The following is a 25,648-nucleotide window of genomic DNA, read 5'->3' as shown; positions in this document are numbered from 1 at the left end:
TGCGACGACCTTCACTTCTGCGGGCGAAATCATGCCCTGGATGTCGACAAATCCACTGACTCGGCGCTACTGAGTACCGGAACCGCTACCTCCGCCGGCTCCGCCATCTCCGCCGCTGCCGCCGATGTCGCCGATCCAGTCCACGACGCCGGAGCCCCAGGACCAGAGCTGGTCCCACCAGCCCTTGCCGGTGCCGACCCATTCCTGGAGCCCGGTGAACTCCCAGATCAGCCAGCCGGCCACCACGAACAGCACGATCATGAACAGGCAGCCCTTGAGGCAGCCGAGGCCCGGGATCCGCATCGGGTTGGCGCTGCGGCGCGGCTCGCGCGGGGCGCGGGGCTCCCGGGGTGCGGGCTGCTGCGGCGGCGGTGCCGGCGGCTGGTACTGGGGCTGGTGGGGCTGCGGCTGCGGGCGCTGCTGCTGGGGCTGCTGGTACGCCTGGGGCGGCGGCTGCGGCTGGTAGTGCTGCGGCGGCGGAGGCGCGTACTGCTGGTGCGGTTGCTGGTACGCCTGCGGCGGGGGCTGCTGCTGGTAGTGCTGGGGCGGCGGGGGCGCCTGCCGGTACTGCTGAGGCGGCTGCTGCTGGGGCGGCTGCTGCGGCCGGGGCCGCCGGGAGCCCGGTTCCTGGTACGGCGGGGCCGCCGGCGGCGTCTGGCGCTGCGGGCGCCGGCGCAGCGGGTCCTCGCTGGGGTCCAGGTACTGGATCTGGGTCTGCTCGTTCCGGTCCCGGGCGGCCTGCATCTGGGACTGCCACGGGTGCGGCGAGTCCGGGCGCTGCACGGGCGGCATCACGGCGGTGGGGTCGGCGGCCGGGGCCCCGGGGCCGCCGGTGCTCGGCAGCACCGAGGTGGCATCGTTCGCGCCGACCGGCGGCAGCACGCTGGTCGCGCCGTTCGGGTCGTACGCGCCCATCGGGGACGCGGCCCCGGACGGCAGCACCTGGGTCGGGTCGGCGGCACCCGGGGTTTCCGGGACCGGAGCCGGCGAGGGGTCGGGGGCGAGCAGGGCGCCGACCCCGAGGGCGGCCTCGACATCGGCCGGGGCGGAGTGCACGCCGATGCCGGCGGCGACCACGCGCAGCGCGCGGGCCAGGCTCTCCGCGCTGGGGCGCTCCCCCGGCTCCTTGCGCAGGCAGCGCTCGATGACCGTCCACAGCGGCTCGGGCACGGTGGACGGGCGCTGCGGCTCCTCGCTGAGGTGGCGGTGGAGCACCTCCAGCGCGGTCCCGCCGGCGAACGGCGGCCGACCCGTGACCAGCTCGTACAGCAGGATCCCGGCGCCGTAGATGTCGACGGCGGAGGTCTGCGGGCGGCCTTCGGCGGACTCGGGGGCCACATAGGCGGGGGTGCCGACGAACTCGTGGGTGCGGGTCAGGCCCGGGGAGTCGGCCAGCCGGGCGATGCCGAAGTCGGTGAGCATCGGGCGCATCTGCCCGTCGCTCTCGTCGAGCAGCACGTTGGCGGGCTTCAGGTCGCGGTGGACCACCCCGTCGGAGTGGCTGGCGGCGAGCGCGTCCGCGATCTGGGCGGTCAGCAGGCTCGCGGCGACCGGGGTCAGCGGGCCGTTCTCCCGGAGGTACTTGTGCAGGTCCGGGCCCTCGACCAGGTCCATCACCAGGGCGAGGAGGTCGCCCTCGACGACGAGGTCGCGGGTGCGGACGATATTGGCGTGGGTCAGCCGGAGCAGCACCGAGCGCTCCCGGAGGAAGCGCATGACGATGTCGGCGTCGTTCGCCAGCTCTTCCTTGAGAACCTTGATGGCGACCGTTTCGCCGGATCCGGCGGTGTCCTGCTGGCGCGCACGCCAGACGGTGCCCGTGGCGCCGCGTCCGAGCGGCTCCTCGAGCAGGTACTTGCTGCCGACTGGCCGCACGCTCGCGCTCCCCTGCTGTTGCTGTTTTTGCTGTTTCGCTGTCGGCCCACTTTAGGGGGTGTCCCCCCGGTAGACGCGGGGCACGGAAGGTTGGTTGCCGTACATATGTGCGAAGGGTGAGGTTTGGCGGGTATGCCGCAGGCGTTTTACGTCCGGATTTGCACGCCGAATCGATCTTTCAAGATCACTTATTGGCGGGTGCCGGGCGTGTTGTCGGCGGCAGGTGCGAGGATGCATCCAGTACGGAACGACGGGGCGGGAGCCCGGCGTTCCGGCAAACCTGACCGGACGGACGCGTCCGCGCCGGGTGGGGGGCGAACCGGACTGTCATGTCCCGCCGTTCGTGTCCCGCCGGGCGCCGTGCGCACCGCGCAGAAGGGACCGCGACGGCGATGCAGATCCGGCTGACCGTCATCGGGCCGCGGGGCGGCCACCAGACCGTGCCCGCGACCTGTGACGTGCTCGTCACCGCGCCCGTCGGCACGCCTCTGTCGGCGGTGGCCTCCGGCCTGGCCGCGACCGTCGGCGGCCCGGACACCGGGGGCACGGTGATCCTGTATGCCGGTGCGGAACGGCTCGACCTGCAGCGCCGGATACTCGGCGAACCCCCGCTGGTGGACGGGGCGGTACTGGCCCTGCACGCGCCGGTCCCCGAGGCCGAGGGCGCCTCGCTGCCCGGCTCCACGGCCCAGCTCCACGTGGTGGCGGGGCCGGACGCAGGCGGGGTCCACCTCCTCCACCCCGGCCAGATCCGCATCGGGCGGTCCGGCGAGGCGGACGTCCCGCTGGACGACCCGGACGTGTCGCGGCTGCACTGCGCGGTGGTGGTGGGCGAGGACGGCCGGGTCGGCGTCGCGGACCTCGGCTCGACGAACGGCACGACGGTGGACGGCTCGATGGTCGGCCCGGACCCGGTGCGTTTGCCCCCGGGCGCCCTCCTCCGCCTAGGCGAATCCACCCTCCTCCTGACCCCGCCCCCGCAGGTCCCCCTCCCCCTCACCCCGGACTCCGAGGGCCACCTGTCCCTCCCGAACGCCTCCCGCCCCGGCGATGCCCCGGGCTCAGCCGCTGCGTACGCAGCCCCCGGCGGGGCCGATGCACCGGGCTCCGGCCAGGCAGCGGCGGGCGGGGCCGCAGCCCCCGGCCACGACCCGGGCCACCGGCCCGGCGGAGCCGATGCGCCCGCCGGGGCGGGTCACCCGGCCCCCGGCGGTGCCGCAGCCCCCGGCCCGGGCCGACCCGCTACCGGCGGAGCCGGTGCATACGCAGCCCCCGGCGACCCCGGGCACGGGCCCGGCGCGGCCGGGGCGGCAGCCCCCAGCACAGGCCAGTCCACCGGCGGAGCCGGCGCGTACGCAGCGCCCGGCGGAGCCGGTGCGTATGTCGCGCCCCGCGCGAGCCACCGGCCCGGCCAGCCCGCCGGGGCCGCAGGCCCCGAACAGCACACCCCCGGCGTAGCCGAAGCGCCCGGCGGTGCCGCAAGCTCCGGCGCGGGCCGGCCCGCCACCGGCGGAGCCGGCGCGTACGCAGCCCCCGGCGACCCCGGGCACGGACCCGGCGCGGCCGGGGCCGCAGGCCCCGCGCAGCACGGGCCCGGCGCAGCCGGTGGGCCCGCCGGGGCACACGGCACCGGCCGGCCCGGTCAACCGGCCCCCGGCCGGGCCGCAGGCCCCGGCACGGGCCCGTACGCCTCCGGCGGAGCCGGTGCCTACGCCGCACCCGGCGCACCCGGCGCTGGCCAGGCAGCGCCCGGCGCGGGCCGGCGCGCCAGCGGCGGGGCCGGGGCGTTCGCGGCGGAGCCGCACGGGGCCGCGCCCCGCCCTGCCGGGGCGGCAGGCCCCGAGCAGCAAGCCTTCGGCGCAGCCGGGGCACCCGGCGCCGGCCAGGCAGCGGCGGGCGGGGCCGCAGGCCCCGGACAGCACGCCCCCGGCGCAGCCGGAGCACCCGGCCGGGCCGCAGGCTCCGGCACCGGCCGGCCCGCCGCCGGCGCAGCCGGCGCGTACGCAACCCCCGGCGGAGCCGGGGCGCCCGCCGGGGCCGCAGGCCGCGCGCAGCAGGCGCCCGCCGCAGCCGGGGCAGACGGCAACAGCACCGGCGGAGCCATGGCGCGGAAGGTGCGGCGCGGGATCGGCGCCTGGGCGCGGAGGTGGGTCGGGCGGGAGGAGTTCGCCGAGGCGGCGGAGGCCGCCGTGGTCGAGGCCGAGGCCGAGTGCGTGCCCGGCGGCGACAACCCCGCCGCGCTCCTGCTGGCCGCGCTCGGCCCCACCGCCCAACTCTGGACGCGGGACCCCGCAATGGCGCTGAGCGCCGGGCTCGGCGCCGGCAGCCGGGTGTCGCTGCGCGACTCCGGGGCGCTCGGGCTGGCCGGGCCGCGGGCCCGGCTGACCGGGCTGGCCCGGTCGGTCGTGGCGCAGCTCGCCGCCCTGCACTCCCCCGCCGAGCTGGAGATCGTACTGCTCGCCAACGACCGCGCCCGCCCCGTCGCGGACCGGGTCCGCGACTGGGGCTGGCTCGGCTGGCTGCCGCACACCCGGCCCGCGCACGGGCAGGACTGCCGGCTGCTGCTGGCCTACGACCGCGACCAGGCCACCGCCCGCACCGGCGAGCTGACCCGCCGGCTGGACGACGGCCCGCTCGGCGCGAACTGGGCCGCCGCCGAGCCGGAGGCGGTCCGGCAGGCCGCCGCGGCGTACGACGGGCCGTACACCCTGGTCGTGCTGGACGGCGATCCCGGGCCCGGCCCGCTGCGGGACCTGACCGGACGGCTGGCCTCGCACGGCCCCGCCGCCGGAATCCACCTGCTCTGCCTGGCGGAGGCTCCGGCGGCCACCCCCGCCTCGACCGTCGCCGAGTCCTTCGAGGCGGCCTGCTCCGCCGCCCCCGCCTTCCGCGACTGCGGTGCCGTCGCCCTGCTCAGCGGGGACGTGGCCACCACGATCCGGAGCTTCCCGGTCAGCGGCGGCCGGCTGGTCGGCCACGGCCGGGGCGCCACCGCCGATGCCGTATCGGCCGCCTGGGCCGAGCGCTTCGCCCGCGCGCTGGCCCCGCTCCGCCCCGAGGCCGGCGCCCCCGGCCCCGCGGCCCGCCCGGCCACCGCCGCCGCACTGCCGCAGACCGCGCGGCTGCTGGACGAGCTGGGCCTGGCCCGGGCCACCCCGGCCTCGCTGATGGCCCGTTGGGCAGCCGCCACCGACCAGGGGCAGGCCGTCGGCGGCCTGGCGGAGGTGATCCTCGGCAGCGGGCGGCGCGGGCCGGTCGGGGCCGAGCTGGTGGCCGACGGCCCGCACCTGCTGATCGAGGGCCCGCCCGGCAGCGGGCGGACCGAACTGCTCCGGTCCGTCGCCGCCTCGCTGTCCTCCGCCGCGCGGCCGGACCGGCTCGGACTGGTCCTGCTGGACGGGGCCGGCGGGGAGCGCGGCGAGGGCCTGGCGCCCTGTACCGAGCTGCCGCACGTCTCGGCGCATCTGGTCGCCTCCGATCCGCTGCGCATGCGGGAGTTCGCGCAGGCCCTCGGCGCCGAGCTGAAGCGCCGTTCAGAGCTGCTGGACGGGGTGCCGTTCAGCGAGTGGCACGCACGTCCCCCGGCCGAAGTGGCCGAGCGGATGATCGCCCCGCGGCAGCCCAGCCCGGGCGAGCACCGCGGCAACGGCGATCTGGACCCGCAGCGCACGGGCACCCTGCGGCTGCGGACGACCGCCACCCGCACCGAACCGGCGGCCGGGCCGAGCCCGCTGCCCCGGCTGGTGGTGCTGGTGGACGACTTCGACGCGCTGGTCGCGCCCGCGCTGGGCAGTACCGGCCGGCCGGCCGCCGGTTCGGTGGTCCGCGCCCTGGAGGCGGTGGCCCGCGAGGGCGGCCGGCTCGGGGTGCACCTGGTCGCCACCAGCGCCCGCCCGGAGCGCACCGCCGGCACCGAACCGGCCCGGCTGGCGCGGCTGCGGGTGGAGCTCGACGCCCCCGACCAGCCCGGCCCCGGCCGGGGTCTGCTGTGGTTCCCGGACGGGCGGAGCGTTCCCTTCCAGGGCGGCCGGGTGACCGGCCGGATCCCGCGGACCGCCACCCAGCGGCCGACGGTGGTGCCGGTGGAGTGGGAGCGGATGGGTGATCCTCCGGCCCGCCGCCCGGTGCGCGAGCTGGGCAACGGCCCGACCGACCTCGCCCTGCTGGCCAGCGCCCTGGACCGGGCCTCGCACCTGGTCTCGGCGATACCCGTGCTGTTCCCGCCCGCCCCGTAGACCGGGCCGGAACGCCACAGGCAGGCGCGACAAACGCCACAAGCGGGCGCCACGAATGCCACCGGCAGGCGCCACGCGGTATTGCGGGCCGCATGCGTGACGGCGTAGACCTTGTGGCACGGAACACACCACGGGCATCGGGGGCACAGCCATGCGGAACCGCGGACGAAGCCGTACGACGACGCACGCGTGGGTGGCGATGGCCGCCCTGGGCGCACTCGCGCTGACCGCCTGCGGCGGCGACGGCGGGGACGGCAGCGGCGGGACGGAGGGCAGCCCCACGGGCGGCGCCGCCCAGCCGGGCGGGGTCGAATTACCCTCCCTGGCAGGGGAGAAGATCGAGGTCGCGGCCGTCTGGACGGGCCCGGAACAGGCCAACTTCACCAAGGTGCTGAAGGAGTTCGAGAAGCGCACCGGGGCCACCGTCACCTTTGTGCCGGCCCAGGACCCGATCGTGAACTTCCTCGGTACCAAGGTGGCCGGCGGGCAGCCGCCGGACGTGGCGCTGCTGCCGCAGGTCGGGGCGCTGGTCTCGGCAGTGCAGAACAAGTGGGCGCAGCCGGTGGGCCCGGCGGCCCAGGCCCAGCTGGACAAGAACTACTCGGCGGGCTGGAAGTCCCTGGGCGCGGTCGGCGGCACCCAGTACGGGGTGTACTACAAGGCGGCCAACAAATCGCTGGTCTGGTACAACGCGAAGGCCTTCGAGGCGGCGGGGGCGAAGGTCCCCAAGACCTGGAAGGAGTTCCTGGCCACCGCCGAGACGGTGTCGGCCTCCGGCATCCCGGCCGTGTCGGTCGCCGGCGCGGACGGCTGGACCCTGACGGACTGGTTCGAGAACATCTACCTCTCCCAGGCGGGCCCGGAGAAGTACGACAAGCTGGCCAAGCACCAGATCAAGTGGACGGACGACAGCGTCAAGCAGGCGCTGACCACCCTCGGTGAGCTGTTCGGCCGCAAGGACTATCTGGCGGGCGGGCAGACCGGGGCGCTGGCCACCGAGTTCCCCAAGTCGGTGACGCAGACCTTCACGGGCGGCGACCAGCCGGCCGCGGCCATGGTCTTCGAGGGCGACTTCGTCGCGGTGAACATCGCCCAGACCGACGCGAAGATCGGCGAGGACGCGCTGGTGTTCCCGTTCCCGGCGGTCGGCGCAAAGGCCCCGGTGGTCTCGGGCGGCGATGTGGCGGTGGCACTGAAGCCGTCGAAGGGCGCGCAGGCCCTGCTGACCTTCCTGGCCTCGGCCGACGCGGCGGAGATCCAGGCCCGTGAGGGCGGTTTCGTCTCGCCCAACAAGTCGGTGCGGCCCGAGGCGTATCCGAACGACATCCAGCGGGAGATCGCCAAGTCGCTGATCGCGGCGGGCGACGACTTCCGGTTCGACATGTCCGACCAGGCCCCGGCGGCCTTCGGCGGCACGCCGGGCGCGGGTGAGTGGAAGGCGCTGCAGGACTTCCTGAAGAACCCGGCCGATGTGGCGGGCACCCAGGCCCGGCTGGAGTCCGACGCGGCCAAGGCCTTCGGGAACTGATCCCGGTGGCCGGGACATCACGGCGCCGCCACCGGATGGTGGCGGCGGCCTTCCTGCTGCCCGCGCTGCTGCTGCTCGGCGCGCTGGTCGTGCAGCCGATCGGCTACTCCCTCTACCGCAGCCTCTTCGACCGGTCCGGCGACTCCTTCGTGGGCCTGGACAACTACGGGGAGATCCTCCGGGACGACGCCATCCGCAACGCGCTGGAGAACACGGCGGTGTGGGTGGTGCTGGCGCCCGCCCTGGCGACCGCGCTCGGCCTGATCTTCGCGGTGCTGACCGAACGGGTGCGCTGGGGCACGGCGTTCAAGCTGCTGGTGTTCATGCCCATGGCCATCTCGATGCTGGCGGCCGGGATCATCTTCCGCCTGGTGTACGAGCAGGATCCCGACCGGGGTGTGGCCAATGCGGTGTGGGTGGGGGTGCACGACACCTTCGCCGAGAGCTCGGCCTTCCCGAAGGCCCGGCCGGGCCGGGATTCGCCGCTGGTCGCGGCCGGCGGCGGCGCGTATGTGACGCGGGAGCCGGTCCGGGCGGGCGTGCCGGTGCTGCTGCCGCTGGTCGGGGTGGCGCCGGCCGCGCTCCCGGAGGGGACCAAGACCGCCCGCCCGCGGGCGACCGAGCCGGGGAAGGTCACCGGCACCGCCTGGCAGGACTTCACGCGCGGCGGAGGCGGGCAGACGAACACGGTGGACCCGGCCGAATCGGCGTACGCGGGCATGCGGATCGAGGCGGTGAAGGACGGGAAGGTGGTGGAGTCCGCCCGGGCCCGGGCGGACGGCACGTTCACCCTGTCGGCGAAGGCCGACGGAGCGGTGCTGCGGCTCCCGGCGGCCAACTTCCGGGAGGCGTATGCGGGGGTGGACTGGCTGGGGCCCTCGCTGGTCACTCCGGCGATCATCGGGGCGTACGTGTGGATGTGGGCGGGCTTCGCGATGGTGCTGATCGCGGCCGGGCTCGCGGCGGTGCCCCGCGAGCTGCTGGAGGCGGCCCGGGTGGACGGGGCGAACGAGTGGCAGGTGTTCCGGCGGATCACCGTGCCGATGCTGGCTCCGGTCCTGGTGGTGGTCCTGGTGACCCTGGTGATCAACGTGATGAAGATCTTCGACCTGGTCTTCGTGATCGCACCGGGGTCGGTGCAGGACGATGCGAACGTCCTGGCGCTCCAGCTGTACCGGACCTCGTTCGGCACGGACTCCCATCAGGGGGTGGGCAGCGCGATCGCCGTCCTGCTGCTGCTCCTGGTGGTCCCGGTGATGCTGGTGAACATCCGCCGGCTGCGGAAGGAGCGTTCCCGATGACCCCGATAAAGACCCGCACACAGACCCGCGCACAGGTTTCCCTCGTGTCCCGGCTGGCATCGCGGACCGCCGGCGGGGCGGTGCGGGTCTTCCTGATCCTGGCCGCCCTGTTCTGGCTGCTGCCCACACTGGGCCTGCTGCTCTCCTCCTTCCTGGCGCCCTCCGACCTGAACCGGGAGGGCTGGTGGCAAGTGTTCTCCGAGCCGGCCCGGCTGACCACCGAGAACTACGCGAACCTGCTGGCGAACGACACGATCACCAGGTCACTGCTCAGCACGCTCGCGATCACGATCCCGGCCACGGTGCTGGTGGTACTGCTCGGCGCCTTCGCCGGATACGCCTTCGCCTGGCTGGAGTTCCCCGGGCGGGATGCGCTGTTCCTGGTCGTGGTGGGCCTGTTGGTGGTGCCGGTCCAGGTCGCGCTGATCCCGGTGTCCGACCTCTTCGGCAGGATCGGCCTGTTCGAGACCACGGCCGGGGTGGTCCTGTTCCACACGGCCTTCGGCCTGCCGTTCGCGGTGTTCCTGCTGCGGAACTTCTTCGCCGAGATCCCGCGGGAGCTGCTGGAGGCGGCCCGCCTCGACGGGGCGGGCGAACTGCGGCTGTTCACCCGGGTGGTGCTGCCGCTGGGCGGTCCGGCGATCGCCTCGCTCGGCATCTTCCAGTTCCTGTGGGTGTGGAACGACATGCTGGTGGCGCTGGTGTTCGCGGATTCGGCGAACCCGCCCGTCACGGTCGCACTCCAGCAGCAGGTCCGGCAGTTCGGCAACAACATCGACGTGCTCGCGCCCGGCGCGTTCCTGTCGATGGTGATCCCGCTCCTCGTCTTCTTCGCGTTCCAACGGCAGTTCGTGTCGGGAGTGATGGCAGGGGCGGTGAAGTAGTAACCCGATTGCCACACTCTGCGTAACCTGGTGATCGCCGGGTTGGTTCCTGGGCCATGCCCCGGTTCAGCGTCATCGTGCCCGCGTACAAGGTCCAGGCGTACCTGCAGGAGAGTCTGGACTCGGTCCTGTCCCAGTCGTACCCGGACCTGGAACTGATCGCGGTGGACGACGCCTCCCCGGACGCCTGCGGTTCGATCGTCGACGAGTACGCGGCCCGCGATCCGCGGGTCACCGCCGTCCACCTGGCGCACAATCTGGGCCTGGGCCCGGCCCGCAACGCGGGTCTGGCCCGGGCGACCGGCGACTACGTCGTGTTCCTGGACGGGGACGACACCCTCGCCCCGGGCGCCCTCCAGGCCATCGCCGACCGGCTCAAGGCGACCGGCTCCCCGGACGTCCTGGTGTACGACTACGCGCGCACCTTCTGGACCGGCGAGCTGATCCGCAACCGGCTGTCCCACCGGCTCGGCGAGGAGGGCCCGGCCAGCTTCCGGCTCACCGACCGGCCGGCCCTGCTGGGCATGCTGATGGTGGTGTGGAACAAGGCCTACCGCCGCGAATTCGTGGAGCGCGAAGAGCTCCGCTTCCCGACCGGCCTGTACGAGGACACACCCTGGACCTACCCGGCCCTGCTGGCGGCCGAGTCGGTGGCGGTCCTGGACCGGGTGTGCGTGCACCACCGGCAGCGGCGGACCGGGTCGATCCTCACCACGACCACGCCCCGGCACCTGGACATCTTCGACCAGTACGACCGGGTGTTCGCCTTCCTGGGCGACCGGCCCGAGCTGGAGCGCTGGCGGCCTCTCGTACACCGGCGGATGGCCGAGCACTACTGCGCGCTGTTCGCGGACCGGGTGCGGCTGCCGCGGGCGTCCCGGGCGGAGTTCTTCCGGCGGGCGGCCGAACATCTGCGCCGCTACCGGGCGCCGGGCGCGAGTACCGGCGGCGCGCTGCCGGTGTCCCGGGTGGACCGGCTGCGGCACGCCCTGATGGGGCTGGGCGTACGGCGCCTCTACCGCAGCCTGTCGGTGCTGCGGGCGGCCGGGCTGTCGGCCGGGCGGGGCGCGGCGGCGGCCCGCCAGGGGCTGCGCGAGACGGTCTGCCGGCTGTACTACCGCCTCCAGCGCCTACTCCCCCTCCACTCCGACCTGGCCGTCTTCAGCGCGTACTGGCACGGCGGCTACGCCTGCAATCCGGCGGCCATCGAGGCGAAGCTGCGGGAGCTGGCGCCGGGCATGCGGACGGCGTGGATCTGCGGCCCGGGCCATGCCTCGGGCCTGCCCCGGGAAACGGCCGCGCTCCGGCCGGGCTCGTTCGCGTACTGGACGGCCCTGGCCAGGGCCCGCTACCTGGTCACCAACGTCAACTTCGACCGCGCGCTGATCAAACGCCGCGGCCAGATCCTGCTCCAGACCCAGCACGGCACCCCGCTGAAGCGGGTCGGCCTGGACCTCCAGGACCGCCCGGCGGCCACCCCGACCACGGACTTCGCGGGCCTGCTGCGCGGCGCGGACCAGTGGGACTACCTGCTGTCCTCGAACCGCCACTCCACCCTGGTCTGGGAAAAGGCCGTGCCGGCCGGCTACACCACCCTGGAATACGGCTACCCACGCAACGACGTGTTCCACCGGGCGAGCGCGGCGGACGTGGCGGAGCTCCGGGACCGCCTGGGCATCCCGGCCGGCACGACCGCGATCCTGTACGCGCCCACGCACCGCGACTACCGCCGCAGCCGGCCGGACTACCTGGACTTCGACCGGGTACTGCGGGACCTCGGGCCGCGCTTCACGATCCTGGCCCGCGCCCATCTCACCTACGGCGACGTCCCGTTGTCCCGGGACCCGCACCCGCGGCTGATCGACGTCTCGGGGTACCCGTCGGTGGAGGAGCTCTGCCTGGCCTCCGACGCGCTGGTCACCGACTACTCGTCCCTGATGTTCGACTACGCCTCGCTGGACCGGCCGATCGTGATCCACGCGGAGGACTGGGAGGCGTACGAGGCGGCGCGCGGCACCTACTTCGACCTCCGGACGTTCCCGCCGGGCGCGATCGCCCGGACCGAGGACGAACTGGTCGACATCTTCGCCACCGGCCACTGGCAGGGCTCCCGCTCGGCCCAGCTCCGGACGGCGTTCCGAGCGCGATTCTGCACATTGGACGACGGCCAGGCAGCAGAACGCGTGGTCCGCCACATCTTCCTGAACCAGCCGACAAACCTCCCCCCGAGCCCCGTCGAAAACCGCCACCCCGCTCCGACGTCCGCCACCACCCCCCTTACCACCTCCGCCCTGGCAGACCTGAGCCCTTCCCTCTGGCCATAGCCTCCGGCGGGCACGGGGTCGAACCGAGCGCGGCCCGGGCCGCAGCCCCCGATAGCGGTCACTGAATTACCGCTGGGTGGGCGCTCACACGGCGATCCCTGCTCAGCGGCGCGGGGTGCGATGGCGGCGGTGGTAGGAGATGGTGACGGCGGCGAGGAGCGGGCCCCAGAGGAACAGCGGTAGGTAGAGGATGCCGACCACGAGGCTCCCGGTGGGCGTCATGTCGTCGTGCGGAAAGGTCCACCACCAGGGGGTGAAGGCCCAGAGCGCGGTCAGGGCCGCCGCGCCGAGGGCGGCAGGGACCACGGCGGCCATGGGGCGGACTCTTCGCCCTCCGATCAGCGGTATCCAGTGGGGCACGACCTCACCCCACGGCCGTACCAGACCGATCGTGAGGAAGGCTGCGAGCTCGCAGACCACGCTGAGTGTCAGCATCCATACCTTCGCGCCGATCGTATGGAAGCTCTCGAAGCCAACGTCGGTGTATCCGGCCGGGTATCCGAGCACCAGGGCAATGCGCCACAGTCCGCTCGGCAGGACCACCCATGTCGTCAGATGCGCAGCGCAGACAGCCCAGCGGGGCGGCGCCGCGGCGGAGATGACCGTCGAGTCGCTCGTTTGAATGCTCATGCCACACATCGTCACGCGCCGTCAAACAGACTTCATCACCCTACGCGACGGACTCAGACGGCCCTGTGGAGCGACAGCGGGACGGTGGCCTCCCCCACGTGGGGGAGGCCACCGTCATCCTCCGAGGCCATGGCCTCCGCGAAGCCTGCCGCGCTTCTCTGGCACGCGGTCACCCAGCGGCGGTTGGGTCCGAGCCCGGGCCGCAGCCCCGACCCGGGCGGCGCCGCGGGGCCCCGCGGGTGCGGGGGCGCGGGGCGCAGACCCGGTAGAGGCGCTGGGGCGCAGCCCCGAGAAGCGGGTCGGGCGAAGCCCGCACACCGAGCGCGGACGCAGTCCGCGTCGGGGCGCGGGGGGCGCAGCCCCCGCGGCGAACTCCCGTCCGGGCACGGGGCACAGCCCAGACGGCGGAGCCGGGCGCAGCCCGCGCCTGCGGTCGCCGGGCGAAGCCCGCGCGACGGGGGCTGGGGCGCAGCCCCGACAAGCGGGGCCGGGCACAGCCCGGGCAGTGGGGCGCTGGGGCGTAGCCCCGTTGACGGGGGCTGGGGCCGGAGGCCCCAGGTTCGGGGAGGGGCGGGGAGGGGGCCAATCCGCGCAGCGGCTAGCTCGCGCTGCGGAGGGCCGCTACCGCCGAGCGGGCCAGTGCGTCCAGGTACGCCGCCGGCACCGCCTCGCCCACCACCACCTGCCGCCAGTACAACGGCCCGACCGCCAGGTCCAACGCATGGTCCGGGTCCGTACCCGCCGCCAGCTCGCCCCGCGACACCGCCTCCGCCACGATCCCCTCCGCCAGCCGCCGCTGCCCGTCCAGCACCGCCCCCCGCACCGCCTCCGCGATCTCCGGGTTCCGGGCCGCCTCCACCAGCAGGTCCGGGATCACCGCCGAGGCCACCGGGTGCCGCAGCACGTGCGACATGACCTCCAGCAGCGCCCGGACGTCCCCGTACAGCGACCCGGTCGCCGGCACCGGCAGCCCGTCCGCCGCGAAGACCTCGATCAGGTCCAGCACCAGGTGCAGCTTGGACTTCCACCGCCGGTACACCGCGGTCTTCCCCACGCCCGCGCGCCGCGCGATCCCCTCGATCGACATCCGGGAGAACCCGACCGCCGCCAGCTCCGCCAGCACCGCCGCCCTGATGGCCTCGGTCACGTCCTCGCGCAGGACAGCGGCACCCGCCGGAGCCCGCCGGGGCACAGCAGCGGCACCGGCAGCGGAAGCAGAGTCAGCAGGCTGGTTGGTCATGGACAGAGCATAGCCGCGCACGCCGCCACTCCCCCGTGACGACGATACGGTTGCGTCCCGACGTAAATCCTCTTACGCTCGCCGTAGCGACGATACGGACCCGTCCCGACGACCGACCGACCGGCGACGAAAGCGAAGCGACCCCGCGTGATCATCACCCTGGACAAGCCCCCGGCCGCCGCGGACCTCGCCGCCACCCACGGCCTCACCGTCAGCGGCGCCCGCCCCACCCTCCCCCGCTACCTCCGCGAGCTCTGGAGCCGCCGCCACTTCGTGACGGCCTTCGCGACGGCCAAAATGGCCGCGCAGTACAGCACGGAGAAGCTCGGCCAGGTCTGGCACCTGGTCACCCCGCTCCTCAACGCGCTCGTCTACTACCTGATCTTCGGCGTCATCATGAAGGCCAGCCACGGCGTCCCCGACTACGTCCCCTTCCTCCTCACCGGCGTCTTCGTCTGGGACTTCATCGGCAGCTCCGTCAACGCCGGCACCCGCGCCATCCACGGCAACCTCGGCCTGGTCCGCGCCCTGCACTTCCCCCGCGCCAGCCTGCCCATCGCCACCGTCGTGCAGCTCTTCCAGCAGCTGCTGGTGACCATGCTCGCCCTGGTGATCCTGCTGCTCGCCTTCGGCCAGACCCCGAACCCGGCCTGGCTGCTGGCCGCCCCCGTCCTGCTCCTGATGGCCGTGTTCTGCGCCGGCTGCGCCCTCGCCATGGCCCGGATCGGCAGCAAGACCCCCGACATCAGCCAGCTGATGCCGTTCGTGCTCCGCACCTGGATGTACTCCTCCGGCGTCATGTGGTCCATCGACCAGATGCTGAAGAACGACCACCTCCCCGCCTGGGTCTCCCTCGCCCTCAAAACCAACCCGGCAGCCGTCTACATCGACCTGATGCGCTTCTCCCTCATCGACTCCTTCACCGCCCACAACCTGCCACCCCACGCCTGGCTGATCGCGGTCGGCTGGGCCCTGCTCGCCGGCATCGGCGGATTCGTCTACTTCTGGAAGGCCGAGGAGGAATACGGCCGTGGCTGATACACCCGGTACGGACACCCGCACACCCACCGTCATCGCCGACGAGGTCCACGTCGTCTACAAGGTCCTCGGCAACGGCGCCGCCCGCGGCAGCGCCACCGCCGCCCTCAGCCGGATCGCCCGCCGCAAGAGCGACGCCCGCCCCACCGTCCGCGAGGTGCACGCCGTCCGCGGGGTCAGCTTCACCGCGTACAAGGGCGAGGCCATCGGCCTGATCGGCTCCAACGGCTCCGGAAAATCAACCCTGCTCAAGGCCATCGCCGGCCTCCAACCGGTGACCAGCGGCAAGATCTACTCACACGGCCAGCCCTCCCTCCTCGGCGTCAACGCGGCGCTGATGAACGACCTGACCGGCGAGCGGAACGTCATCCTCGGCGGACTGGCCATGGGCATGACCCGGCAGCAGATCCGCGACCGCTACGACGAGATCGTCGACTTCTCCGGCATCAACGAGAAGGGCGACTTCATCAACCTCCCCATGCGCACCTACTCCTCCGGCATGGGCGCCCGGCTCCGCTTCGCCATCGCCGCCGCCAAGAACCACGACGTCCTGATGATCGACGAGGCCCTCGCCACCGGAGACGCCCGCTTCCAGCGCCGCAGCCAGGCCCGGATCGAGGAACTCCGCAAGGAGGCCGGCACGGTCTTCCTGGTCAGCCACGGCATCGGCACCATCCGCGAGACCTGCGACCGGGCGATCTGGCTGGAACACGGCGAGCTCCGCATGGACGGCCCGACGAAGGAGGTCTGCGACGCGTACGAGGCATTCACCAAAAAGTGAACGATCATGACTCCATGCCGGAACAGTGGGAGGAGCTGCTGCCCGCCGCAGTGCGGGAGCAGGTGGACGCGTCCCTGACCAGGGGCCGGACCATAGAGGCGATCAAGATCGCATGGGACGAGCTGCGGGAGCGGGGGCTGGGCATGCGCGAAGCCCAGCAGTTCATCGCCGCCCGGTACGAGGCTCTGGTCCCCCGCGAAGACCCCGACGACCCGCTCGACCTCGCCTCACTGGCCGACCGTACGGCCGGACTCCCCGGCCGGATCGTGGCCATCGAGGCCGTCTGGGACGGGGACACCGTCCACGACTGGTTCGTCCTCCTGATCGCGGTCCTGGACGAGCCCGCCGGGGAGAAGTGCCTGGCCACCGTCTACAACCGCCCCGGCCCGCACACCGAGGCCGCCCGCGCGAGGGAGGCGGGCCGTGCGCTGGCCGGGCACCTCGGGGTCCCGTTCTACTTCGCGAGCCCCGACGCCCCGGACGACAACGCCCCGCGCTGGCGCGACTCGTACAACGGATCTGTACGAGTTCACCCTCTGGACAGCTCCAGTCACAGTACGTGACGCTGGTTACATGGCGAGTGACGACCCCGAAGTCGAACCCGATGTCCACCTGCGCACCTTCGGCGACACGGTCAAGGCCTTCAGAAAACGCGCCGGCCTGACCCAGGAGCAAATGGCCCCGCTCGTGCGGTACTCCGTGCAGTACGTCGGCTCCGTCGAGCAGGGCCGCCGCCATCCGTCGGAGAGATACGTGGGCCGACTGGAGGACGTGCTGGATGCCTTCGACGTGATCCGGATCGCGGCGAGGGATCTCAACCGCAAGCGAGGGCTGGCCGCCTGGTTCCAGCGGTGGGCCGAGCTGGAAGAGGTGGCGCTCGTTCTCAATACGTACGAGTGCCGCATGGTGCCGGGCCTGTTACAGACCGAGGCGTATGCGCGGGCGCTCGTCGCGGACGTCCTCCCGCAGCCGACACCCCAGCAGGCAGAGGTCCGGATCGCAGCCCGTATGCAACGGCAGCAACTGCTGACCCGCACGCCCTACACGACCTTCAGCTTCATCATCGACGAGGCCGTCATCCTGCGGCAGACCGGCGGCCCGGAGGTGACCCGCGAGCTCATCGATCACCTGCTGGAATGCGCCGAACTGCCCAACGTCGACCTCCAGATCATGCCGCTGGTCAGCCCCCACCACGCGGGTCTCGGTGGCCCCTTCTGCCTCCTCGAAACCGTGGACCACGAATGGGCGGGTTACAGCGAGGGCCAGCAGCTCGGCCGCGTGCTATCTGACCCGAAAGACCTCAGCCTGCTCCACCGCAGGTATGCCAAGCTTCGTATCCAGGCCCTCAACCCTGCGGACACCGCGGGCCTGTTGATGCGAATGCGAGGAACTCTGTGAACAGCTCCCAGCTCCGGTGGTTCAAGAGCAGTTACAGCAGCGGCGACGGCGACAACTGCGTCGAAGTCGCCCTGTCCTGGCACAAGTCCAGCTACAGCAGCGGTGACGGCGACTGCTGCGTCGAGGTCGCCGCCTGCGCCGACACCGTCCACGTCCGGGACTCCAAGCTCACCGCCAGCCCCGAGCTGGCCCTGAGCCCGGCCGCCTGGGCCCGTTTCCTCAGCCACACCGCGTAAGCGGAAGCGAAAGCCGAAGGCCCCGGCCCCCGGAGCAGATCCGGGAGCCGGGGCCTTCGTACGGCCGGCTACGCGTGCGAGCGCAGCAGCGACCGCATCGTACGCATTGCGACCGACAGGTTCGCCAGGTCGAAGTCGTCCGAGCCCTGGATCTCGTCCAGGGTCGTCCGCGCCCGGCTGATGATCGCCGCGTTCTTCTCCTCCCACGCCTTGAAGCGCTGCTCGGGAGTCGAGTCGCCGTTGCCCACCGCGAGCACATCGGCCGTCAGGGCCGCGTGCGCCGCGAACAGGTCCTCGCGGATGGAGGCGCGGGCCATGGACTGCCAGCGGTCGGCCCGCGGCAGCTCGATGATCCGGTCCATCAGCTTGGTGATCTCCAGGCGGTCGGCGAGGTCGTAGTAGACCTCGGCGACGTCCAGCGGGGCGATGCCGGTGCGGTCCGCGATGGCGACGATGTCCAGCGTCGGGAAGGCCGAGGAGAACCCGGCGACCTTCGCGCCCAGCTCGTCCGGCACCCCGGCCGCGGTGAGCTCGTCCAGGACCAGCTGATACCAGTCCAGGTCCGCGCCGCGCAGCAGCTTCGGCATGTCCGCCCAGACCGCCGAGACCCGGTCGCTGAAGAAGCCGATGGTTTCGGTGATCTCCAGCGGCTGCGGCCGGTTGTTGAGCAGCCAGCGGGTGCCGCGCTCGACCAGGCGCCGCGAGTGGAGCCGGATCCGGGTCTGCACGTCGGCCGGGACCGTGTTGTCCAGGGACTCGACCCCGTCCCAGACCTCGGCGAGGCCGAAGATCTCGCGGGCCGCGAGCTGCGCCCGGACGATCTCTTCCAGGGAGGCGCCGGTCTCCTCGCGGAGCCGGTGCAGGAAGGTCGAGCCGCCGGTGTTGACGGTGTCGTTGACCAGCAGGGTGGTGATGATCTCCCGGCGCAGCGCGTGCGTGTCGATCTGCTCGGGGAACTTCTCGCGGAGCGCGGTCGGGAAGTACGCGTGGAGCAGGCGGCGCAGGTACGGGTCGTCCGGCAGCCCCGTCTGGATGAGCTCGTCCGCCGTCGTGATCTTGGTGTAGGCGAACAGGACCGCCAGCTCGGGCTGGGTGAGGCCCCTGCCCTGGTTGAGCAGCTCGCGGATCTGCCGGTCGGTGGGCAGGAACTCCAGCTCGCGGTTGAGCAGGCCGGCGCGCTCCAGGCGGCGCATGAAGCGCTGCTGGGCGTGGAGCAGGCTCGGAGCCTGGGCGATGCCGTTGGCGAGGGCGGTGTTCTGCGCGTAGTTGTTGCGCAGGACCAGACGGCCGACCTCGTCGGTCATCTCGGCGAGCAGCTTGTTGCGCTGCTTGACGGTCATGTCGCCGTCGGTGACGACCGCGTTGAGCAGGATCTTGATGTTCACCTCGTGGTCGGAGGTGTCCACGCCGGCGCTGTTGTCGATGGCGTCGGTGTTGATCTTGCCGCCTTCGCCGCCGGCGCCGAGACGGGCGTACTCGATCCGGCCGAGCTGGGTCAGGCCGAGGTTGCCGCCCTCGCCGACGACCTTGACCCGCAGGTCCTGGCCGTTGACGCGGATGGCGTCGTTCGCCTTGTCGCCGACGTCGGTGTGGGTCTCGGCCGAGGCCTTGACGTACGTACCGATGCCGCCGTTCCACAGCAGGTCGACCGGGGCCTTCAGGACGGCCTGCATCAGCTCGGCGGGGGTCACCTTCGCGATGCCCTCGTCGATGCCGAGCGCCTCCCGCATCTGCGGGGTGACCGGGATGGCCTTCGCGGTGCGCGGGTGGATGCCGCCGCCCGCGGACAGCAGCTCGGTGTTGTAGTCGGCCCACGAGGAGCGCGGCAGGTCGAACAGGCGGCGGCGCTCGGCGTAGGAGACGGCCGCGTCCGGGTTCGGGTCGATGAAGATGTGCCGGTGGTCGAAGGCGGCGACCAGGCGGATGTGCTCGGAGAGCAGCATGCCGTTGCCGAAGACGTCGCCGGACATGTCGCCGACGCCGACCACGGTGAAGTCCTCGGTCTGGGTGTCGTGGCCCAGCTCGCGGAAGTGCCGCTTGACGGACTCCCAGGCACCGCGGGCGGTGATGCCCATGCCCTTGTGGTCGTAGCCGGCCGAGCCGCCGGAGGCGAAGGCGTCGCCGAGCCAGAAGCCGTACTCCTCGGCGACACCGTTGGCGATGTCGGAGAAGGTGGCGGTGCCCTTGTCGGCGGCGACGACCAGGTAGGTGTCGTCCTCGTCGTGGCGGACCACGTCACGCGGGGGCACGACCTCGCCGGCGACCATGTTGTCGGTGATGTCGAGGAGCGCCGAGATGAAGACCTTGTACGAGGCGATGCCCTCGGCGAGCCAGGCGTCGCGGTCCACCGACGGGTCGGGGAGGTTCTTGGCGACGAAGCCGCCCTTGGCGCCTACGGGCACGATGACGGTGTTCTTCACCATCTGCGCCTTGACCAGGCCGAGGATCTCGGTGCGGAAGTCCTCGCGGCGGTCGGACCAGCGCAGGCCGCCTCGGGCGACCTTGCCGAAGCGCAGGTGGACGCCCTCGACGCGCGGGGAGTACACCCAGATCTCGAAGGCGGGGCGCGGGGCCGGCAGGTCCGGGATGGCCTGCGGGTCGAACTTCATCGACACGTAGGCGTGCGGCTCGGCGCTGCCGTTGTGCTGGAAGAAGTTGGTCCGCAGGGTGGCCTTGATGAGGGTGAGGAAGGAGCGCAGGATGCGGTCCTCGTCCAGCGAGGCGACCTGGTCCAGGGCGCCCTCCAGCTCCTCCAGCATGGCGTCGACGAGCTCGCTGCCGGCGGCCTGGCGGCCGGGCGACATCCGGGCCTCGAAGAGGGAGACCAGCAGCCGGGTGGTGTGGACGTTGTTGCGGAGGGTGTCCTCCATGTAGTCCTGGCTGAAGGTGGAGCCGGCCTGGCGCATGTACTTGGCGTACGCGCGCAGGACGACGGCCTGCCGCCAGGTCAGTCCGGCGCCCAGCACCAGGGTGTTGAAGTTGTCGTTCTCGGCCTGGCCGGTCCAGACGGCGGCGAAGGCCTCCTGGAAGCGCTCGCGGGCGTCGTCGCCGAGGTAGGCGGCGTCGCCGTTGCCGGCGGGGGCGGGCAGGCGCAGGCCGAAGTCGTAGATCCAGGCGTTGGCGCGGTCCGAGCGGCGCAGCTCGTACGGGCGCTCGTCGGTGACCTCGACGCCCAGGCGCTGGAGCACGGGCAGGACGGCGGACAGGGAGACCTGCTCGCCGGCCCGGTAGATCTTGAAGCGGCGCTCGCCGGGGCCGGCGCCGACCGGCTCGTACAGGGAGAGCGCGAAGTCGCGGTCGCCGGGGGTGGCGGCCAGCTTCTCCAGGTGGATCAGGTCGGCGACCGCCGCGCGCGCAGAGTGGTCGGCCTTGTAGCCCTCGGGGAAGGAGGTGCCGTAGCGGCGCAGCAGCTCGGCGGCGCGCTCTTCGCCGCATTCGGCGAGGAGCGCTTCCTGGAAGCCGTCGGCCCAGGAGCGGGCGGCCTCGACCAGGCGGCCTTCGAGGTGCTCGACGTCGGCGTCGGTGAGGGCGGGCAGCTCGGTGCCCTGCGGGACGCGGATGACGAAGTGGATCCGGGAGAGGATCGACTCGGTGTTCCAGGCGGTGAAGTCGACGCTGGTGCCGCCGAGCTCCTCCTTCAGGATGTCCATCAGGCGCAGCCGGACGCCGGTGGTGAACCGGTCGCGGGGCAGGTAGACGAGCGCCGAGTAGTAGCGGCCGTACTCGTCCTGGCGCAGGTAGAGCCGCAGTCGGCGGCGTTCCTGGAGGTAGAGGACCGAGGTGACGATGGACTGGAGCTGGTCGACGGGGGTCTGGAACAGCTCGTCGCGCGGGTAGGTCTCCAGGATCTGGGTGAGGTCGCGGCCGTCGTGGCTGGCCGGCGAGAAGCCTGCGACCTCGAGGACCTCGGCGACCTTGCGGCGGATGACCGGCACCCGGCGGACCGACTCGGTGTAGGCGGCGGAGGAGAACAGGCCGAGGAAGCGGCGCTCGCCGACGACATTGCCCTCGGCGTCGAACTTCTTGACGCCGACGTAGTCGAGGTAGGACGGGCGGTGCACGGTGGAGCGGCTGTTGGCCTTGGTCAGCACCAGCAGGCGGTGCTCGCGGGCCTTGGCGCGGGCGTCGGCGGGCAGCCGGTTGAAGGACGGGGAGACCGGGTGGCCGTCGTCCTTGCCGCTGTGGTGCGGGTCGGAGCGCAGGATGCCGAGGCCGGTGCCGGGGACGGCCGCGAGGGCGTCGCCGTCGACCAGGTTGTACTCGCGGTAGCCGAGGAAGGTGAAGTGGTCGTCGGCGAGCCAGCGCAGCAGCTCACGGGCCTCTTCGAGCTCGTACTCGCGCAGGTCCTGGGCGGTCGGCTCGTCGGGGAGGCCGTCGGCGAGACGGAGCGCGGCATCGCGCATCTTCTCCCAGTCCTCGACGGACTCGCGGACGTCGGACAGCACGCGGAGGAGGTCGGCGGTGATCTGCTTGAGGTCGCCGCGGTCGGTCTCGCGGTCGATCTCGACATGGATCCAGGACTCGACGAGGGAGTCGTGCGGGCGCGCGGTCCGCGGGCCGTGGGCGTCGCAGTCGGGGCCGAGGATCTCGATGAGGCGGCCGGTGACATCGCGGCGGACGACGACCTGCGGGTGGATCACGACGTGGATGCCGCGGCCCTGGCGGGACAGCTCGTTGGTGACGCTGTCGACCAGGAACGGCATGTCGTCGGTGACGACCTCGACGACGGAGTGGCTGGAGGTCCAGCCGTTCTCCTCGACGGTGGGGGTGTGGACGCGCACGTTCGCGGTGCCCTGCGGCCGGTTCTCGGCGAGCCGGTAGTGCGAAAGGGCCGCGCCGAAGACGTCGACCGGGTCCCGGTCGGTCAGGTCCTCGGGTGCGGTGTGCAGGTAGTAGCGCTGGAGGTAGGAGAGCACGGTGTCCCGGTCGGGCTGCTCTCCCTGCTCGGACCCAGTCGGAAGTAGCCCCCCGGCCGGGCTGTTCTCAGCTACCCGGGCTGCCCGTGCGAGCAGCTCGGCCTTGGCTTCGTCCAGCTTGGTCTGCATGTCCTCATGGCTCCTGTCGCGCGCCGTTGCGTGACGTAGATGAAGGAAGGAATCGCGAAAACCGCGGAACTCGGTACCGCGGAATGTGATGTCGACGCTATGTCGTCGACGGATGCCACCGGCTCGGAATCAGCCATGATCGCCACAATCGGCATGATCGGCAGAGGATTCCGGGTCTCCCGGGAGCGGGGATCAGCGAAGGCCCGGGCACGGGCGTGCGCCGGGCGCAGGCCGGGGGCAGCAGTGCCCCCGATGACTATCGCGCTGATCACGGGTACAAGGCTATCTCGCCCCACCCCCGGCACGTCATGAGCTGTATGTGTACAAAACCGGGGGTGGAACTTTGACACTCTGGACAGCGACGCGGCCGGTAGCACGTGTGTACCGGATACGCACCAGTGGTTATTCGGCCAAGGCGCGGGCTGCGCGTACGGCGTCTTCCAGCGTGTCCACGACCGGGACACCGGCTGATTCCAGACTGTTGCGGCTGTGCGAACCGCCCGTGTAGAGCACGGCCCGGGCGCCCACATGAGCGGCGGCGGCGGCATCGTCCAGGGCGTCTCCGATGAGAACCGTACGGGCAGCGGTCACTCCGGCCGGGGCCAAAGCTGTCAGATGGCGTACGAGATGCCCTGCCTTGGTGGTGTGGGAGGGGCCGGTGCGTCCGTCGACGCGGACGAAGTGGCCCTCGATCCCGTGCGTGCGGACGAGCGGCACGAGGCGGTCGTGGGGGGCGAGGGAGAGCAGCGACTGGCTGAGGCCGGCCCGCTGCCAGTCGCCGAGGAGGGTTTTCGCGCCCTCGGCGAGGCCGGATTCGGCGGCGGCGGCCCAGTAGTGGCGGTGGAAGGTCTCGTCCATGACGAGCCATTCCTCTTCGGTGGGCAGCCGGCCCATGATCCGCTCGTAGAACTTGGGGACGGGCACGACGTACAGGTCGCGGTAGCGCTCCAGGGTGATCGGCTCGAAGCCGAACTCGGCGAAGGAGGCGTTGGTCGCGGCTATGACGGCGTCGATGTCGTGGAGGAGGGTCCCATTCCAGTCCCACACGATATGCAGCCCGCTGCCGTTGCTGTTCGTCATCGCAGCAACCCCGGAATCTCCTGCACCCCGAACCACAGCAGCTCGTGGTCCTCGGCGCCGTCCACGGTGAACTGGGCGTCGTCGTCCCCGGCGTCGGCGGCCGGCAGTGCGTCGGCGGCGGCGGTGACGTCCCCGACGGCGTCGTCGGCGTCCACGTGCACGGCGGCGGCGACGGTGAGCCGCACGGGGCCGTCCAGGGTCACCTGGCCGAGGGTGGCCTCGTCGAGCCCGGGGGCGGCGGTGGCGGCCTTGTCGGCCACATCCACGGCGACGACGACCCGCTTGCGGGGGGCTGCGGCGTCCCCGGCGACCATCCGCAGCGAGGCGGCGGCGGCGCGGCCGAGGGCGGCGTACTCCAGCTCCTCGATGTCGTCCGAGATGTACCACTCCCGCAGCCCGGGCGTCACGGCGTACGCGCGCAGGGGCGCGGGCCCCAGCTCGCCCGCCTTGTGCGCCTCGGCGAGCCCGGGAAGGGTCAGGGGGACGTACACGCGCATGGCCGGCTGCTTTCCGTAGTCGAGAACGCCCTCAGGATACGGCGACGGGATCCCGTGTCCACGAGCCGGCGACCCCTTGGCACGCGGCCCGGCGCGGCCCCGCGGCCGGGGCATCGGCGCCTGCCCGCGCCGCACGGCTGCGCGGGGCCGCGCTCGGAGTCCCTCTCTGGCAGACGCTGCGCGATGGGCCCGACCCGGGGGGCGGGGTACGGGCAGGCGTTCGCGCCGGGCTCCGCTACGCGCGGCTGCGCGGGCAGCTCTGGCGGGGAGCCGGAGGCACAGCGGCGGGCGACACCGGCCCGCCCGCGGCCGGCTGCCAGCAGCGGCGGCTTGGCGTCCACTTCGGGACGGCCGGGCACCCGACCGGGGTCCCCCTTCGGGTTGTCCCGACGAGCGGCACCAGCGTCCATCCGACGCCGCCTGGGGAGCCGCCGAAGGCCCCTGCAGCCGCTTCGGCAACCCAGATAGGTGAATCCCTCCCACCGGCCGCTCGGGCGGCCGAGGGCGTTGCGGCGGGGGTCCGCCGGGCCTAGACATCCCCCCACCACAACAAGTTACCGCCCGGTATCCGCACCGGGCCGGACGGACATCTCGGGGGCGACAGCCATGGACAGCACGGGCACCACCCACGGCAGCATCAGCGGCGGCGGGGTCCCGCCGGAGGGGGCGTCCGCCGTGCAGGCGGGCGGCGGGGCCGCCCGACGGCGTCCGGCTGCCCGGACCCGGCCCGCCGGGCGCCGCGACCAGCGCCGCCCGCCCGACCCGCGCCGGATGACCACGGCCCCGCACGCATGGTTCGCTCAGGCTCTGCTGGCCGTCCTGAGCGGGCACCGCCCGGTCCACTACCTGCTCGGCCACACCGTGGGCCCGGCGTACGAACAGCTGATCACCCTGACCCGCTCGGGCCCGCCCCGGGACGGCCTCCGCCCGATCCTGCGGCACTGCGGGCGCTTCCGGCCGTGCCCGGGGGTGATCGAGGCGTTCGCCCGCATCGCGGTCGGCGACCGCGTCACGGCCATGGCGTTCCGCCTGGAACAGGGCACAGACCTCCGCTGGCGCTGCGCGGCGGTGGAGGTGGGCCCCATGCCATAACCGCTGCCGCGGGGCCGGGAGCGGCCGGCGGGGGCCCTTGGGGAGCCGCGGGGGCGTGCCAGGGCCCTGCGGGCCCACGGCACGCCCCCTGCCGCTGCGCGGGGCCTTTTCCCCACCCCGCCCCTTCCCGAAACCGGGGCCTGCGGCCCCGGACCCCGCTGTGGGGCTCCGCCCCGCGCCCCGGCGCGGGGGTCGGGGTGCGGGCGGGGGCCGCAGGCCCCGGAACGGGGGGTGCGGGCGAAGCCCGGGGCGGGGGCCGCAGGCCCCGGGACGGGGGTGCCGGGCGGAGCCCGGAAGGCTCGGCGGCCCGGGGCGGAGCCCCGCAAGGCCGCTCTCGGGCGCGAAGCGCCCGGTTCGGTGCCCGGCGGAGCCGGTGCATCGTCGGGGTCCGGGGCGGAGCCCCGGTTTCGGGAAGGGGCGGGGTGGGGGAAGGCTCCGCGCAGCGGATGCGGCGGACGACGGGC

17 protein-coding genes are annotated in these 25,648 nt (G+C 73.0%); 11 read left to right on the top strand and 6 right to left on the bottom strand.

All coding sequences use genetic code 11. The annotated features are described in order from the left end of the window. Nucleotides 1-66: 66 nt before the first annotated feature. Nucleotides 67-1,875 carry a serine/threonine-protein kinase gene (locus ABT123_RS30530; protein WP_351320528.1) on the bottom strand — a complete coding sequence of 603 codons (1,809 nt, stop codon included), beginning with the start codon at nt 1,873-1,875 and terminating at the stop codon, nt 67-69. Nucleotides 1,876-2,267: 392 nt separating this feature from the next. On the opposite strand from ABT123_RS30530, the gene ABT123_RS30525 reads away from it, so the two are divergent. From ABT123_RS30525 to ABT123_RS30505, 5 genes are all read left to right on the top strand, one after another. Next, nucleotides 2,268-6,110 carry an FHA domain-containing protein gene (locus tag ABT123_RS30525; RefSeq protein WP_351320526.1) on the top strand — a complete coding sequence of 1,281 codons (3,843 nt, stop codon included), beginning with the start codon at nt 2,268-2,270 and terminating at the stop codon, nt 6,108-6,110. Between the two features lie 151 nt (nt 6,111-6,261). Next, on the top strand, nt 6,262-7,638 hold the full coding sequence (locus tag ABT123_RS30520; protein WP_351320524.1) for an ABC transporter substrate-binding protein: 1,377 nt from the start codon (nt 6,262-6,264) through the stop codon (nt 7,636-7,638). Between the two features lie 35 nt (nt 7,639-7,673). Further along, entirely contained in the window at nt 7,674-8,939 is a 1,266-nt protein-coding gene (locus ABT123_RS30515; RefSeq protein ID WP_351320621.1) for a carbohydrate ABC transporter permease, read from the top strand. Continuing rightward, complete coding sequence (locus tag ABT123_RS30510) at nt 8,936-9,823, top strand: carbohydrate ABC transporter permease (RefSeq protein WP_351320522.1); 888 nt, start codon at nt 8,936-8,938, stop codon at nt 9,821-9,823. Before ABT123_RS30515 ends, ABT123_RS30510 begins: the two co-directional genes overlap by 4 nt. 56 nt (nt 9,824-9,879) lie before the next feature. Next, complete coding sequence (locus ABT123_RS30505) at nt 9,880-12,147, top strand: bifunctional glycosyltransferase/CDP-glycerol:glycerophosphate glycerophosphotransferase (protein WP_351320520.1); 2,268 nt, start codon at nt 9,880-9,882, stop codon at nt 12,145-12,147. Nucleotides 12,148-12,249: 102 nt separating this feature from the next. Here ABT123_RS30505 and ABT123_RS30500 read toward each other — a convergent pair whose 3' ends face one another. Together ABT123_RS30500 and ABT123_RS30495 are read right to left on the bottom strand one after the other, a co-directional pair. Further along, nucleotides 12,250-12,777 (bottom strand): hypothetical protein, encoded by a 528-nt coding sequence (locus tag ABT123_RS30500; RefSeq protein WP_502971098.1) that lies wholly within the window; start codon nt 12,775-12,777, stop codon nt 12,250-12,252. Between the two features lie 598 nt (nt 12,778-13,375). After that, the gene (locus ABT123_RS30495) at nt 13,376-14,017 is read right to left on the bottom strand and encodes a TetR/AcrR family transcriptional regulator (RefSeq protein ID WP_351320516.1); all 642 of its coding nucleotides are present in this window, start codon (nt 14,015-14,017) and stop codon (nt 13,376-13,378) included. 147 nt (nt 14,018-14,164) lie between these two features. Between ABT123_RS30495 and ABT123_RS30490 the strand changes: the two genes are divergently transcribed. Genes ABT123_RS30490 through ABT123_RS30470 form a run of 5 tightly spaced genes read left to right on the top strand, consistent with a single transcriptional unit; the run spans nt 14,165 to nt 17,470 of the window. Continuing rightward, entirely contained in the window at nt 14,165-15,055 is an 891-nt protein-coding gene (locus ABT123_RS30490; RefSeq protein ID WP_351320514.1) for an ABC transporter permease, read from the top strand. Beyond that, the gene (locus ABT123_RS30485) at nt 15,048-15,836 is read left to right on the top strand and encodes an ABC transporter ATP-binding protein (RefSeq protein ID WP_351320512.1); all 789 of its coding nucleotides are present in this window, start codon (nt 15,048-15,050) and stop codon (nt 15,834-15,836) included. The genes ABT123_RS30490 and ABT123_RS30485 overlap by 8 nt, the downstream gene beginning before the upstream one ends. A 14-nt stretch (nt 15,837-15,850) precedes the next feature. Further along, complete coding sequence (locus tag ABT123_RS30480) at nt 15,851-16,399, top strand: hypothetical protein (protein WP_351320510.1); 549 nt, start codon at nt 15,851-15,853, stop codon at nt 16,397-16,399. Nucleotides 16,400-16,409: 10 nt separating this feature from the next. Next, nucleotides 16,410-17,234, top strand: a complete 825-nt coding sequence (locus tag ABT123_RS30475) for a helix-turn-helix domain-containing protein (protein WP_351320508.1) — start codon at nt 16,410-16,412, stop codon at nt 17,232-17,234. Then, complete coding sequence (locus ABT123_RS30470; RefSeq protein WP_351320506.1) at nt 17,231-17,470, top strand: DUF397 domain-containing protein; 240 nt, start codon at nt 17,231-17,233, stop codon at nt 17,468-17,470. The genes ABT123_RS30475 and ABT123_RS30470 overlap by 4 nt, the downstream gene beginning before the upstream one ends. A 68-nt stretch (nt 17,471-17,538) precedes the next feature. Here the strand turns inward: ABT123_RS30470 and ABT123_RS30465 are convergent, their stop codons facing one another. From ABT123_RS30465 to ABT123_RS30455, 3 genes are all read right to left on the bottom strand, one after another. Then, the gene (locus ABT123_RS30465; protein ID WP_351320504.1) at nt 17,539-22,515 is read right to left on the bottom strand and encodes an NAD-glutamate dehydrogenase; all 4,977 of its coding nucleotides are present in this window, start codon (nt 22,513-22,515) and stop codon (nt 17,539-17,541) included. Nucleotides 22,516-22,917: 402 nt separating this feature from the next. Continuing rightward, entirely contained in the window at nt 22,918-23,595 is a 678-nt protein-coding gene (locus ABT123_RS30460) for an HAD family hydrolase (protein WP_351320502.1), read from the bottom strand. Continuing rightward, a complete protein-coding gene (locus ABT123_RS30455; RefSeq protein ID WP_351320500.1) occupies nt 23,592-24,092 on the bottom strand; it encodes a DUF6912 family protein in 501 nt (166 codons plus the stop codon). Before ABT123_RS30455 ends, ABT123_RS30460 begins: the two co-directional genes overlap by 4 nt. Nucleotides 24,093-24,863: 771 nt before the next feature. Here ABT123_RS30455 and ABT123_RS30450 point away from each other — a divergent pair. Next, complete coding sequence (locus ABT123_RS30450) at nt 24,864-25,184, top strand: Rv3235 family protein (RefSeq protein WP_502971100.1); 321 nt, start codon at nt 24,864-24,866, stop codon at nt 25,182-25,184. Nucleotides 25,185-25,648: the final 464 nt, after the last annotated feature.

The organism is Streptomyces sp. NPDC002054 (genome assembly GCF_040296685.1).
Classification (GTDB): Bacteria; Actinomycetota; Actinomycetes; order Streptomycetales; family Streptomycetaceae; genus Streptomyces.
Note: the sequence above shows the minus strand (reverse complement) of the source record. Positions and strands in the feature narration are given on the sequence as shown.